Source organism: Rhizobium sp. FG96 (genome assembly GCF_057808655.1).
In genome coordinates, this window is sequence record NZ_JBMDIL010000012.1 from 22,052 (window position 1) to 35,229 (window position 13,178).

Below are 13,178 nucleotides of genomic sequence, written 5' to 3' on the forward strand. Positions count from 1 at the left end.
GTGAGCATCGTTCGCGACACGCCCCTTCCCCAGGCCGGCAAGGCCATCGGTATCGATACCCTCGGCATGACCATGCGCTTCGGGTCGTTCACCGCACTGGACAACGTCTCGATCAGCATTCCTGCCGGCAGCTTTCACGCGCTGCTCGGAGAAAACGGCGCCGGCAAATCGACCCTCGTCAAATGCATCATGGGCTTCTACCATGCCACATCGGGCTCGCTATCGGTCGGCGGCCGCGAGGCTGCGATCGCCTCGCCCCGGGATGCGGCTGCCTATGGCCTCGGCATGGTCTACCAGCACTTCACACTGGTGCCGTCGCTAACCGGCGCCGAAAACCTGGTGATCAGCGGAGCCGAAGTGCCCGCAGTCATCAACTGGGCCAAGGAACGCCGTGATCTTGCGGCCTTCATGGAACGCATGCCGTTCAAGATCCCGCTCGAACGCCCTGTCAGCGAGCTGGCGGCCGGCGAAAAGCAGAAGCTTGAGATCGTCAAGCAGCTCTATCTCGGCCGCTCCTTCATCGTGCTTGACGAACCGACATCGGTGCTGACCCCGGCCGAAGCCGACGAGATGCTGGGGCTCGTGCGCGCTATGACAGAGCGCGGCGAGCTGACCGTACTGATGATCAGCCACAAGTTCCACGAGGTGACCAAGTTTGCCGATGCCGTCTCGATCCTGCGCCGCGGCAAGCTGGTCGGCAGCGGCAAGATCGGCGAGCTCTCGATATCCGATATGGCGGCGATGATGATCGGCGACGTCAAGCTTGCCGAGCTCGACGCCCGCACACCGGTTTCCGATAGCGCGCCGATGGTGCTTGCCGTCGAGGCCGCCAAGGCACCGGATCGCTCCGGCCTCAAGACCATCGAGATCGACAGGCTCACCGTCCGCTCGGGCGAAATCCTCGGGATCGCCGGCATATCCGGCAACGGCCAGAAGGAACTGACAGAAATTCTCGCAGGGCAGCGCCCGCTGGAAGCAGGCAGCGTCTCCGTCAAGGGCAGCCGCTACGGCGCCACCCGGCCGGAAACGCGCCAGCACAACGTCCGCTTCATCCCCGAAGAGCCGCTGCAGAACGCCTGCGCCCCGAAGATGACCGTCAGCGAGAACCTTGCCTTCCGCACCTTCGATCTCAAGGACGGCGGCGGCGATGCTATCTGGCTGAGCAAGGGACAGATGAAGAAGCGCGCCGCCGATCTGATTGCCGATTTCAAGGTGAAGACCGCCTCGTCCGCCTCGCCGATCGCGGCTCTGTCGGGCGGCAACGTGCAGCGTGCGGTGCTTGCCCGCGAGCTGACCGGCGATGTCGATCTCCTGATCGTCTCCAATCCCTGTTTCGGCCTCGACTTTTCTGCTGTCGCCGATATCCGAGCCCGCATCATGAAGGCGCGCAACGCCGGAACGGCGGTGCTGCTGCTGTCGGAAGATCTGGACGAGCTCCTGGAAATGTCCGATCGCATTATGGTCATCTCGGAAGGCAAGCTGGTTTACGAAACGCCAGCCCGCGGTGCCGACATCGGCGTGATCGGCGCCCATATGGCAGGACATCACTGATGGTCGGCATTGCGGCAGAACCATTTGCCTTCCCGGCAAGACCGGGCGAACTGGCCCTCGTCGTCATCGACATGCAGCGTGATTTCGCCGAGCCCGGCGGCTTCGGCGCCAGCCTCGGCAACGATGTCAGCCGGATCAGCAGGATCATTCCCGACGTCAAGCGCCTGATAGAAGGCTTCCGCCAGGCGGGACTGCCGGTCATTCACACGATGGAATGCCACAAGCCCGATCTTTCCGATCTGCCGCCGGCAAAGCGCGATCGCGGCAGCCCGTCGCTGAGGATCGGCGATGCCGGTCCGATGGGCCGCATCCTGATCGCAGGCGAGCCGGGAACAGCTATTCTCCCTGAGCTTGCACCCGTCGATGGCGAGATCGTTATCGAGAAGCCCGGCAAGGGCGCATTCTATGCAACGCCGCTCGGCGACATCCTGAAAGAGGAAGGCATCAGCCAGCTGGTCTTTGCCGGCGTCACCACCGAGGTCTGTGTGCAGACGACGATGCGCGAAGCCAATGACCGCGGCTACGAGTGCCTGCTCGCCGAGGAGGCGACCGAAAGCTATTTCCCCGAATTCAAAAAGGCGGCAATCGACATGATCCGCGCCCAGGGCGCGATCGTCGGCTGGACCGCCCATGTGGACGATATTCTGAAAGGGATCGCCGATGCCTGAAACGACGCGCGAGATGCTGACGCTGGGCGGCTGGAATAAACTGGCCTTCGAGCCATTCCGTGACGGGGTGGAGATACACTGGATCCGCAGGTTCGAGGCGGACCAGCCGGGGATAGCGCTCTTGAAATACGAGGCAGGAGCAGCCGTCCCCCGGCACCGGCATGAGGGTCTGGAGACGATCTTCGTTCTTGACGGCACGCAATCCGACGAGGCGGGCGACTACGGCCGCGGCAGCTATGTCGTCAATGCCGAAGGCACCGAGCATTCCGTGTGGAGCGATACCGGATGCGTGGTCCTGATCCAGTGGGACAGGCCGGTGAGGATTTTGGAAGAGGAAATGGCATGAGGACGGTACCAGCCTTCGATATCAGTTCACTGCACGCCTTCTACGCCGACGGCGGAAAGGCCGAGGATGTGATCGAGGCGGTCTTCGCCCGCATCGCGGCGGTAAACGATCCGGGCATCTTCATCTCAATTGCCAGCAAGGCGGATCTGCTCGCCCAAGCAGCGGCACTCGGCACATTCGACCCGTCGGCAAAGCCGCTCTGGGGCATCCCCTTCGCCGTCAAGGATAATATCGACGTCACCGGCATGCCGACCACCGCCGCCTGCCCCGACTATGCCTATACGCCCGAAAAGGATGCGACCGTCGTTGCCCGGCTGAAGGCGGCCGGTGCCATCGTCGTCGGCAAGACCAATCTTGATCAGTTCGCCACTGGCCTCGTCGGCGTCCGCTCGCCCTATCCGATACCGCGCAACGCCATCGATCCCAAGCTTGTGCCAGGGGGCTCGTCTTCCGGATCGGCGGTCGCCACCGCCCAGGGCATCGTCAGCTTCGCGCTCGGCACCGATACAGCCGGCTCTGGCCGCATTCCCGCCGGCCTCAACAACATCGTCGGCTTGAAGCCGAGCCTCGGCGCGCTTTCGACATCGGGCGTCACTCCCGCCTGCCGCACGCTCGACTGCGTCTCGGTCTTCGCGCTGACGGTCGACGATGCATGGTGCGTGTTCTCGGCTGCGGCCGCGCCAGATGAAACCGACGCCTATTCGAGAGATTACGGCCCGCTTGCGCTAGAGGCGCTGCCGCCGGTTCTGAGAATCGGCGTGCCGGCGCGTGCCGATCTGCGGTTCTTTGGCGACGAGGCGATGGCTGAAGCTTTTGACAAGAGCCTCGATGACCTCGCCGGGATGGGCTACGCGATCACCGAACTGCCCTTCCACGATTTCTATAAGGTCGCCGATTTGCTCTACGAGGGGGCCTGGGTCGCCGAGCGCTATGCCGCCGTCAAGGAATTCTTTGATGCGAAGGAAGCGAGCCTCCATCCGGTGACCCGCAAGATTTATGGCGGCGCCAGGACGCTCTCCGCCTCGGACGCCTTCCGCGGCCTCTACGCGCTTCAGGCCTATAAAAAGCAGCTCGCGCCTGTCATCGCCTCGGTCGATCTGCTCTGCGTGCCGACGGCACCGCGGCACTTCACTGTCGCCGAGCTGGAAGCCGAACCGATCCGCGAGAACTCGCGGCTGGGCACCTACACGAATTTCGTCAATCTGCTCGGTCTCTGCGGCATCGCCGTACCCTGTGGCCGGCGCCGCGACGGCCTGCCATCGAGCGTGACGCTGCTTGCGCCAGCTGGCCAGGACGGCATCGCTGGCGCCGTGGCGCGGAGGCTTCACCAGGCGAGCGGCCTAACGCTGGGTGCTACCGGCTGGACGCTTCCAAAGACCGCTGCTGTGGCGCCACCCGCGCGTGGCCAAATTGAAATTGCGGTGGTCGGAGCTCATCTGAGCGGCATGCCTCTCAATGCCCAACTCACATCCAGGGACGCGCGTTTTGTGCGCACCGCAAAGACATCCGATGCGTACCGATTGTTCGAATTGACATCTCAGAAGCCTTCGAAGCCCGGCCTGCTTCGCATCCGTGATGGAGAAGGCGGCCAAATCGACGTGGAGGTTTGGCGTTTGTCTGCTGAGGCGTTCGGAAGTTTCGTCGCCGAGATACCATCCCCCTTAGGGATCGGGACGATCGCCTTGGCCGATGGGTCCAGTGTTAAGGGCTTCCTCGTTGAAGCATCTGCAGTGAGCAACAGTGCCGACATTACGGCATTTGGAGGCTGGCGCGCGTTCCTGACGGGCAAATAGTTGCCCGTCATCCTGCCATTGCCATGCACGCCGCGTCGGTCGATGCGGTCAATGTCGCTGAGTGCTGATGAAGCAAGAGATGTTCGCAGAACCGTCGATGGCACATGAGTTGACGCACGGCTGACCCATGCGATGAAGCGTTTTTGTTTTTCAGCGCTGTTCACAGCGGCAAAATCATGTTGTCGTTCATTAACGCTGCATTAACCAAACCGCCTCAGTCTCAGCTTGTCAGTTCCTCTCTGGCATCGACTGCTTTGCGGGGGCGTGGAGCAGTTTTAATTGGAGATCACGCGGGCGAGCGTGATCTCCTTTTTCCCTTGCACCGGTCGCTCGCAAGGGACGGCCGCGCAGAGCGGTCAGCAGTCTCCAAGACAGGGTGGCGTGCTCACGGATCAAGCCGGATCCTCCGGCCAGTCGGCCCGGCACTGCTATTGAACGTGCGCTCGACAGATGGCTATTGATTTCTGCTCGCACGCCGGGATCCGCAACCGCCATTGCTTACGGCCGCCATTCTTGGTCGTTTCGTCGATCAAGCTCACGGTCGAGATAATAGGCTGCGCTGATCAGCGCCAAATGCGTAAAAGCTTGCGGAAAATTGCCAATCAGGTCAGAGCGGACATCGAACTCCTCGGCATAAAGACCGAGATCGTTGGCGTAGTTGAGGACCGCCTCGAATACCTGCCGCGCCTTCTTCAGGTCGCCGGCGCGCGCAAGGCATTCTGCATACCAGAAAGAACAGGCCGAGAAAGCACCTTCCCGGCCGCGCAAACCGTCGGCGCTCTTGTAGCGATAGACGACGCCGTCGTCAGAAAGTGTTCGCCCGATCGCGTCAAGAGTTGCCAGCCATCGCGGGTCTGTCGCACTGACGAAGCGCACCAGTGGCATCAGTAGCAGGGATGCGTCGAGGCTATCGCCATTCTTCGTTTGAACGAAATGTCCGTTTTCCTCATTCCAGAAATTGGCCCAGATGTCCTCATAGATATCATTGCGCACGTCGATCCATTTGGCGAAAGGCGCAGCCAGCGAGCGCTTGCTCGCAAGGCGTATCGCGCGATCAACCGCCACCCAGCACATCAGCCGGGAATGGAGGAAATGCTGCGGCTCCCGGCGCATTTCCCAGATACCCGCATCGGCATCCTGCCAATGCTCGCACACATAGTCGATGACGTCTCGCACGCCACGCCAGCCGTCATGAGATATGGCGTGACCGTATTTGTTGCTGAGATAGATCGCATCCATAAGCTCGCCGTAGATATCAAGCTGGAACTGCTCGGATGCCTTGTTGCCGATGCGAACCGGACGCGCTCCGCCATAGCCCCGAATATGGTCAAGACTGACCTCTTCCGGCACTTGCCCACCATCGACGGCATACATGATATCAAGTTTGCCTCGGGAACCGCATCTCATAGCGCGCTTGCCGATCCAGCCGTTGAAAGCCTCGGCCTCCTGCTGGTATCCAAGTCGCATCAAGGCGTAAATAGTAAAGGATGCATCCCGGATCCATGTCGCGCGATAATCCCAATTGCGGCTACCCCCGGGCGCTTCGGGCAAACCAAAAGTTCCCGCTGCAACAATCGAGCCGTGGCGCCTTGACGTCATCAGCTTCAGCGTCAGCGCGGATCTGTTGACCATCTCCCGCCATCGGCCGCGATAGGTTGATTGCGAAGCCCAATCCTGCCAATAGGCAATGGTGGCGTCCTCGAAACCATCAATCTCCGATATCTCGATTAGACGCTGATCGACAGCTGCAAGGATGAAATCTGCCGTCTCTCCGGCCATCAGGAGACCGCCAGCTACGACGTCGGCGCCATCCGCGGAAAGGCCAGTGTTCGACGACAAACGAAATCCCTGAACGGAAGCTGAGGGCTCCCAAGATGCCGCTTTGCCGTTCACGATAGCGCCCATCTTTTGCCGGGCGTAGTCGAAACGCGGCGCGCAGCGCATCGTGAACTGGACCTTGCCGCGCGTGACCTTCAGACGCCGCGCGAGCGTCGTCGCTGTGTCGGCTACGCCATTGTTGACGGCCATGAAATCAGTAAGTTCCGCACTCGCATCAGCGCCCATCCAACGGGTGATGAGAACATTGGTGTCTGGACGGTATTGATGGACCACCCTGGCATCAGCGATATTCGGCGAGATTTCGAAGTTTCCACCATTTTCGGGATCGAGGAGCGCCGCGAAGATTGTCGGACTGTCAAAGTTCGGCCAACACATGAAATCGATCGCCCCATCCTTGGCGACCAAGGCCAGTGTTGCGAGGTCACCGATAACGCCATGATCAGAGATCGGACGCGGTATGGCGTTTCCCTGCTTTTCACGTTCAATCTCGTCGTATCCTGCCGACAGGCGATCCATCCGCCACTCCAGGCATGTTGCCTGCTCAAAACGCGCCGACCGAGATTCGGTTTCGTGGCGATCGGTGGCAACATTAAAGCGCTAATTGCACAGGGAGGTCTGTGGGTGGTAAGGATCGCCTGCCTTCTCGGCTACCTGCATTCTTCGCTCCGGTCCCGGCAGCGGGCGGCGCCGTGCCCCGACAGCCTCATGGTGGTGTCGACTTGGCGTTCATCTCTCCACCGGCGATCGATCGCCGAGCGATGCTGGTAGCTTGTTTGGCCAGACCAGCGCACTGAGCGCCTTTGCGCGCTTCTCTGAGATGCCCCTGCTTGTATTTTAACTGCGTCAATCTATCTCGATGCTATGATCCTGACCGCAGCATTCCCCGATGACGATCTCGCAGCGTTTGAAGCCTTGCGTAAAAGGCACTTTCCCAGTCCCCGCAACTTTCTGCGCGCGCATCTGACGATGTTTCATCAAATCGATAACATCCGCCTCGCAGACATCCGTACGACACTCGCAGCCCTGGCAGCAGACGTCGTGCCTGCGACCGTGACAACGACCGGCATATACCACCTCGGCCGTGGCGTCGCCTTCGCGGTCGCCTCCGACGAGCTCAACAATATTCGCGCTGCCTTGCGACGCAGCTTTCAGCCGTGGCTTTGCCCGCAGGACCTTCAGCCATGGCGGCCGCACATTACCGTGCAAAACGGGGTCGACACGAAAAAGGCCAACCTGTTGTTCGACGAACTCCGCGATGAGTTTGAGCCGAAGACATTGAACATGATTGGGTATCAGCTATGGCACTACCAAGGTGGTCCCTGGAAGCTGGAGGCAACGTATAGCTTCTCCGATCCGGCGAGATAGGGCAACTGGCTGTTGTGCCCGCTTGGTGCCGGGGAGCCGACGGGTTGAAAGCCGCAAAGAATGGCAAGGGTGACGCAATCGATCATGGACAACGCATGGTTGAAGACCCACTTTATAAGCTCTGGCGAACGATCAGGCCTGCAGCGGTTGGACGCCAATCCCGCGGCCTCTGCCACTTGACATTGGCAGCGGGAGAAGTACCGACGTTGGACATCAACCAGATTTTTCTATCAATCTTGCTTTTGTGGAGATCCTTATGAGCTTGATGAGGGAAACCAAGGACGCCGAGCAGGCTGGTTGTTTGAGCGCGCGAAATGGGGCCTTACTGTCTGCAAACCCTTATCAAGGTCGACCTGACCGCTATGCGGCCTGGCTTAGAGGTTATAGAGACGCTTGGGGAAACGTGACAGGCACGGGGCTCAAAACATCTGCAGAATTATCTCCGGACGGTAACAGTTCCCCACTTGGATAGAAGGACGATCAGCGGCGGCGGCTCATCGGCGTAAGATGTCTCGTTTGCCGATAGGACATGGCAGCCTGAAATGGCTCTGTAAGGCTGCGACGGGAACCGGCGCTCTATCGTTCGGCCGTTGGCGCAGGAGCGCTGGCGTAGCGCTCACCGTGAACCGTGATGGTCGAAAACAGGCGATCGATTTTCTCCAGATCACTTTCACTGAACTCAAGGGAAAGCGTATCGAGATTTTCGTCGAGCCTTTGCAGCTTCGTCGTTCCGGGAATGGGAACAATCCATGGCTTCCGTGCCAGCAACCAACCGATCGCAACCTGTGCAGCGGTCGCCCGCTTTTCCTCCGCGATTGCCTGGATCGCATCAATGATCGGTTGGTTCGCCGCGCGATTTTCAGCTGAGAGATAGGGATTTGTCTTGCGCTGATCGTTGTCGGCCGCGAAGTTCGTGCTTTGCCCCATCGTCCCCGACAGGAAGCCGCGTCCCAGAGGGCTATAGGCTACGAACCCGATCCCCAATTCTTCGACGGTCGAAAGAACGCTCGCCTCGGGGCGGCGCCACCACAGGGAGTACTCACTCTGCACGGCGGCAACCGGCTGGACCGCATCAGCTATCCGGATAGCTTCATCGTCGGCCTCCGATAGCCCAAAGTGCAAGACTTTACCGGCGTCGATCAAATCCTTGACCGTTCCTGCAACATCCGCCATCGCAACGTCAGGATCGATACGGTGCTGGTAGAGAAGGTCGATGTGGTCGGTTCTAAGCCGGACAAGCGCGGCATCGACCATCCGACGGATACTCTCCGGCCGGCTGTCAAGGCCATTGCTTGATCGCCCGTCCCTGAAGCCAAATTTTGTGGCAATCACGACGTGGTCGCGGATCGGTGCGAGAGCCTCCCCTACGAGTTCCTCGTTCGTGAAAGGACCATAGATTTCGGCGGTATCGAAGAAGGTCACTCCGCGATCGAATGCCGTTCGCATCAAAGTGATCGCATCGCTTGAGCGCATCGCGGGACCGCGGTGATGGTTCAAACCCATGCAGCCAAAACCAATAGCCGAGACTTCCAGACCCTGCCGGCCGAGCGTCCTTTTGAGCATCTTTTCCTCCTTCTATGATTTAATTCAAGGCGGCCAGACATTGCAATGAACCAGTCGCTCACCTGCCCACCCATCTTCCAGCAGAAGACTTGGCTGCTTCAGACACCTGCCAGCGGGGCCGAGAAATTTGGGGTGACACGTTCGTTGAAGGCTATTTTTCGCCTGGTCGTTGCTCGCGCTGATGACATTTCAGTTCAGGTCGAAAAATCCTGCATCTTCCTCCTTGAGGTATTTCTTCGCGCTCTCCGCGTCGATGTCGAGACCGAGGCCTGGCGTCTCAAGAAGATCCACCATGCTGTCCTTCACGATCTCTTCCGGCAAGCCAATGATCAGATCTTCCCACCAAGGATCCGAGGCGGTCGGATATTCAAAGGCAACATAATTTGCCGGCAGCGTCGCGCACACATTGATCAACGCGCCGAGACCAAGGAGCCCGTTTGCCGTTCCGTGTGGGGCCATCAGGATTGAGTGCATATAGGCGTGTTCGGTGATCCATTTCAGTTCCGCGATACCTCCGACATCAGCCGGGTCAGGCCCGATGACACGAACGGCTTGCGTTTCGATCAGCTCCTTGAAGTTGTGACGGAGATAGATCTGCTCGCCGGTGTGAATCGGTGTCGAGGTAGAGGTGGTCAGCTCCCTGTAGGCCTGAGGATTGACCCAGGGCACATAGTCGCCTGTCAGCATGTCCTCCAGCCACATCAGATTGTATTTCTCGACCGCGCGAGCAAACTTTATCGCATCCGGCAACATCCAGCCTGGGCCACAATCAAGCGCCAGGCTGACTTTGTCCCCAAGCACTTCCTTCATTGCGATGACGCAGTCGAGCATATGGTTGAAGCCGCGCTCGCTGATGACGCCCTGATCCATCGCGCCGTGGTAACCCGCCTTGGTCTGCGTCACACCATAATGAAAATCCTCGACCGTATCCTTCATATTGGAGTGGAACGAGATCCCCTGCTTGACCATAAAGAAATTCTGCGGCTGCTCCATCATCCATCTGACGTCGGCGGCGTAATCCTCCGGCCGATCACCCGAACGCTTCCGGCGCACCGAGCCATTATAGACGCGCACCTTGTCTCGCACCTTGCCCCCAAGCAGCTTGTAGGCCGGCACGCCAGCCGCTTTGCCGGCGATATCCCACAATGCATGCTCAATGGCGCTCACGGCCGCGCCATATGGCTTGAACGAGCCGCGCTGGCGGATCTTCAGCATCACCCTTTCGACGTCGGTGGGGTCCTCACCGATCAGAGCGTCGCGAAAATGCAATACCCATGGCTTGAGGTAAGTCTTGGTAAACTCCACCTCGCCGAGGCCATAGAGGCCCTCGTCGGTCACAATCCGGACGATGGGGTGTTTGCCGATAACAGCGCAGCGCAGGTCGGTGATCTTCATCTTCGTTTTCTCGCTTCAACTCCAGGTACGATCCCAGGAATACTCGTCATCCCAATGGTCAGTGGGCTGCCAAATGCCGGCGACACCCGGCTGCAAATGCTGCAGGATGACCTCGTCGACGACATCGTCGATCCCAAGCCCCGGCTTGTCGGGCACAGTGATAAAACCATCCTTCACCAATGGTCTTGGTAGGCCCGTCACAATGTCGTCCCACCAGTCGACATCGGCCGAATGATATTCAAGGGCCATGAAGTTTTCGGTCGCTGTCGCAACATGAGCAGCCGCCATCGCCGCAATCGGGCTCTCCGCCATGTGGATCGCCATTGCCACACCGCGATCCTGGGCCATGTCACCGATCTTCTTGGTCTCAAGGATGCCTCCGCTGGTCAGAAGATCCGGATGGATGACCGAAACACCGCCACTGTCGAGGAGCGGCTGAAAACCCTCCTTGAGATAGATGTCTTCGCCGGTACAGATCGGTACGGTGGTGGCATCCTGCAATTGCCGATATTGCTGTGCGTATTGCCAGGGGATCACGTCCTCGAGCCATGCCGGCACATATTTCTCGATGCGTCGCGCGAGGCGAATGCCGTTCTGCATCGAAATATGGCCGATGTGGTCGATCGCGAGCGGTACATTCATTCCAATGACTTCGCGAACCTCGGCGATGTATTGCTCAAGCAAGTCCAGGCCCTTGTCGGTAAAGTGCAGACCCGTAAATGGATGCTGGACGTTATGCAGGTCATAGGCTGCATTGCGAAGACGGCGTTCGTCCGCCGTCTTCAACGGTCCGCGCGTCGGGCTGTCGCGATATCCTTCCAGCGAGCCTGCAGGAAACACCACCGCTCCAGGGACATCGGCGATCTGCATCAGCCCAAGGTCCATCTTGAGGAAGGTGAAGCCGAGATCCATGCGCTCTTTTAGGCGCTTGCCGGTTTCCGTGCCGCTCGGCACGGTGGCGTCCGTGTCGCAATAAACGCGTACCTTCTCCCGGAAGCGACCGCCGAGCATCTGGTAGACCGGAACGCCATAGGCCTTGCCGGCAAGATCCCAAAGGGCAATTTCGACCGCCGATACACCGCCGCCTTGCCGTCCATGTCCGCCGAACTGTTTGATGCGCCGGAACAGGCGATCGATGTCGCAGGGGTTTTCGCCAAGCAATCGGCTCTTCAACATGAGAGCATAAGTCGCGCTCGCCCCGTCCCGGACCTCGCCGAGCCCGACGATTCCCTGGTTCGTATAGATCTTGAGAAGCGCAGAGGTGAAGGGTGCACCGACGATTTCGGCAACCCGCATGTCGGTAATGCGAAGGTCCGAGGGCTTGGAATTCTGGTTCACCCGATCGAGCGCGTCTTCGGCTCCGTCTGCCTCTTTCATAAGTTGATCCTCGCTCCTGTCGACAGGGCTGGCCGCCGCGCGGCCGGCACAGCCGAAAACGTTGGTCAGTCCAGTGCAATCTCGTGGTCTTGAAGGTAGTCGCGGTTCATCTCGATACCGAGCCCGGGCTTGGGGCTGAGCTTCAGGTTGCCATTTGAGACATCGAGTGGGCGGTCGATGAGATGATCGTACTTGCCCAGGTTCCACTCCGATGTCTCGAGTTTGTAGAAGTTCGGAACGGTCATCATCACCTGGGCGCCAGCGACAACGTTGATCGGGCCGGCGGCGTCATGCGGGGAGACCGGGATATAATAAGCTTCGCAAAGAGCTGAGATTTTCTTCAGTTCGGTAATGCCCCCCGTCCAGGTGACGTCCGGCATGATGTAGTCGGCAAGCTTGTTTTCGAGAACCGGAACGAAGTCCCACTTGGTGTGGCCGCGCTCGCCCCACGAGATCGCGGCGCTTACCTTCTCCCGGACCTGCTTGAGAGCGTTGAGGCTTTCGGGTGGGCAAGGCTCCTCAAACCAGTCTATTTGCCCCGCTTCCTCAAGGCTTCGGCAAAGGCGAATGGCAGTGGGGACATCGAAACGGCCGTGGGCGTCGATCAAGATGTCGACATCAGGACCCGCCGTCTCACGGATCAGCGCGGTAAGCTCTGCGGCTTCGCGCTCATCCTTTCGGGTCATGGTGCCGTCAAGATAGCCGTCTCGCTGTTCTCGCGCGTAACCATCGGCGATGCGTCCTTGTTGGGGGAAAGGATCGAACTTCAGTCCGGTGTGACCAGAATCGACGATGTCGCGGATTTCGCGGATGACGGCCTCTCTGCTGGTAAACCTCGCCTGATTGGGATGGGTGTAGAGCGCGATCTCGTCTCGTACCGGGCCCCCGAGAAGCTCGTAGATCGGCTTGCCGATGACTTTCCCGCGGATATCCCATAGAGCTATGTCGATCGCGCTGACGCATTCGACAGCCGCACCTCGGCTGCCCATGTAGGTAAAGCTGCGAAATATCTTGTGCCACAAGTATTCGATGCGCCCCGGATCCTCGCCTTTCAGTGCTTGGCCGATCTGGCGCAGGATCGTACAGAGCGCACGATTGGCGAGTTTCGTCGTCGTTGTGATCTCTCCCCAGCCGCTCACCCCGTCGTCGGTCGTCACCTCGACGAACAGGAACTCGCCCCAGTAAGACGCATCCGACTTGATGAGCCACGGCCGTACACTGGTAATCTTCATCTGGGGTACCTTTGACTTGGAGGCATGAAGGAGAGTCTACACCCGGGCT

Annotated in this window: 10 protein-coding genes; 5 read left to right on the forward strand and 5 right to left on the reverse strand. The window is 59.6% G+C overall.

From position 1 onward, the window contains the following. Genes ACODR6_RS22380 through atzF form a run of 4 tightly spaced genes read left to right on the forward strand, consistent with a single transcriptional unit; the run spans position 1 to position 4,358 of the window. A complete protein-coding gene (locus ACODR6_RS22380) occupies positions 1-1,551 on the forward strand; it encodes an ABC transporter ATP-binding protein (RefSeq protein ID WP_112715953.1) in 1,551 nt (516 codons plus the stop codon). Continuing rightward, entirely contained in the window at positions 1,551-2,219 is a 669-nt protein-coding gene (locus ACODR6_RS22385; protein WP_203431203.1) for a cysteine hydrolase family protein, read from the forward strand. The genes ACODR6_RS22380 and ACODR6_RS22385 overlap by 1 nt, the downstream gene beginning before the upstream one ends. Further along, positions 2,212-2,565 (forward strand): cupin domain-containing protein, encoded by a 354-nt coding sequence (locus tag ACODR6_RS22390; RefSeq protein WP_203431204.1) that lies wholly within the window; start codon positions 2,212-2,214, stop codon positions 2,563-2,565. Before ACODR6_RS22385 ends, ACODR6_RS22390 begins: the two co-directional genes overlap by 8 nt. Continuing rightward, positions 2,562-4,358: an allophanate hydrolase gene (gene atzF / locus ACODR6_RS22395; protein WP_489024577.1), complete on the forward strand. Its 1,797-nt coding sequence runs from the start codon at positions 2,562-2,564 to the stop codon at positions 4,356-4,358. The genes ACODR6_RS22390 and atzF overlap by 4 nt, the downstream gene beginning before the upstream one ends. Positions 4,359-4,856: 498 nt before the next feature. Here atzF and ACODR6_RS22400 read toward each other — a convergent pair whose 3' ends face one another. Further along, positions 4,857-6,713, reverse strand: coding sequence for a glycoside hydrolase family 15 protein (locus tag ACODR6_RS22400; protein ID WP_489024579.1), 1,857 nt, complete (start codon positions 6,711-6,713; stop codon positions 4,857-4,859). Between the two features lie 345 nt (positions 6,714-7,058). Between ACODR6_RS22400 and ACODR6_RS22405 the strand changes: the two genes are divergently transcribed. After that, positions 7,059-7,562: a 2'-5' RNA ligase family protein gene (locus ACODR6_RS22405; RefSeq protein WP_203431207.1), complete on the forward strand. Its 504-nt coding sequence runs from the start codon at positions 7,059-7,061 to the stop codon at positions 7,560-7,562. 576 nt (positions 7,563-8,138) lie between these two features. On the opposite strand, the gene ACODR6_RS22410 is transcribed toward ACODR6_RS22405, so the two are convergent. The 4 genes from ACODR6_RS22410 to ACODR6_RS22425 form a co-directional block, all read right to left on the reverse strand. After that, positions 8,139-9,125, reverse strand: coding sequence for an aldo/keto reductase (locus tag ACODR6_RS22410; protein ID WP_203431208.1), 987 nt, complete (start codon positions 9,123-9,125; stop codon positions 8,139-8,141). Positions 9,126-9,314: 189 nt separating this feature from the next. Then, positions 9,315-10,520, reverse strand: coding sequence for a mandelate racemase/muconate lactonizing enzyme family protein (locus tag ACODR6_RS22415; RefSeq protein ID WP_489024582.1), 1,206 nt, complete (start codon positions 10,518-10,520; stop codon positions 9,315-9,317). A 15-nt stretch (positions 10,521-10,535) separates the two neighbouring features. Then, a complete protein-coding gene (locus ACODR6_RS22420) occupies positions 10,536-11,897 on the reverse strand; it encodes a mandelate racemase/muconate lactonizing enzyme family protein (RefSeq protein ID WP_148195186.1) in 1,362 nt (453 codons plus the stop codon). Positions 11,898-11,962: 65 nt separating this feature from the next. Beyond that, positions 11,963-13,129 carry a mandelate racemase/muconate lactonizing enzyme family protein gene (locus ACODR6_RS22425; protein ID WP_449098999.1) on the reverse strand — a complete coding sequence of 389 codons (1,167 nt, stop codon included), beginning with the start codon at positions 13,127-13,129 and terminating at the stop codon, positions 11,963-11,965. Between the last annotated feature and the right edge of the window lie 49 nt (positions 13,130-13,178).

Bases quoted from the DNA above. Each gene is read 5' to 3' on its own strand.
- ACODR6_RS22385 (WP_203431203.1), top strand. From the start codon at position 1,551: ATGGTCGGCATTGCGGCAGAACCATTTGCCTTCCCGGCAAGACCGGGC.
- ACODR6_RS22390 (WP_203431204.1), top strand. From the start codon at position 2,212: ATGCCTGAAACGACGCGCGAGATGCTGACGCTGGGCGGCTGGAATAAA.
- atzF (WP_489024577.1), top strand. From the start codon at position 2,562: ATGAGGACGGTACCAGCCTTCGATATCAGTTCACTGCACGCCTTCTAC.
- ACODR6_RS22400 (WP_489024579.1), bottom strand. From the start codon at position 6,713: ATGGATCGCCTGTCGGCAGGATACGACGAGATTGAACGTGAAAAGCAG.
- ACODR6_RS22405 (WP_203431207.1), top strand. From the start codon at position 7,059: ATGATCCTGACCGCAGCATTCCCCGATGACGATCTCGCAGCGTTTGAA.
- ACODR6_RS22410 (WP_203431208.1), bottom strand. From the start codon at position 9,125: ATGCTCAAAAGGACGCTCGGCCGGCAGGGTCTGGAAGTCTCGGCTATT.
- ACODR6_RS22415 (WP_489024582.1), bottom strand. From the start codon at position 10,520: ATGAAGATCACCGACCTGCGCTGCGCTGTTATCGGCAAACACCCCATC.
- ACODR6_RS22420 (WP_148195186.1), bottom strand. From the start codon at position 11,897: ATGAAAGAGGCAGACGGAGCCGAAGACGCGCTCGATCGGGTGAACCAG.
- ACODR6_RS22425 (WP_449098999.1), bottom strand. From the start codon at position 13,129: ATGAAGATTACCAGTGTACGGCCGTGGCTCATCAAGTCGGATGCGTCT.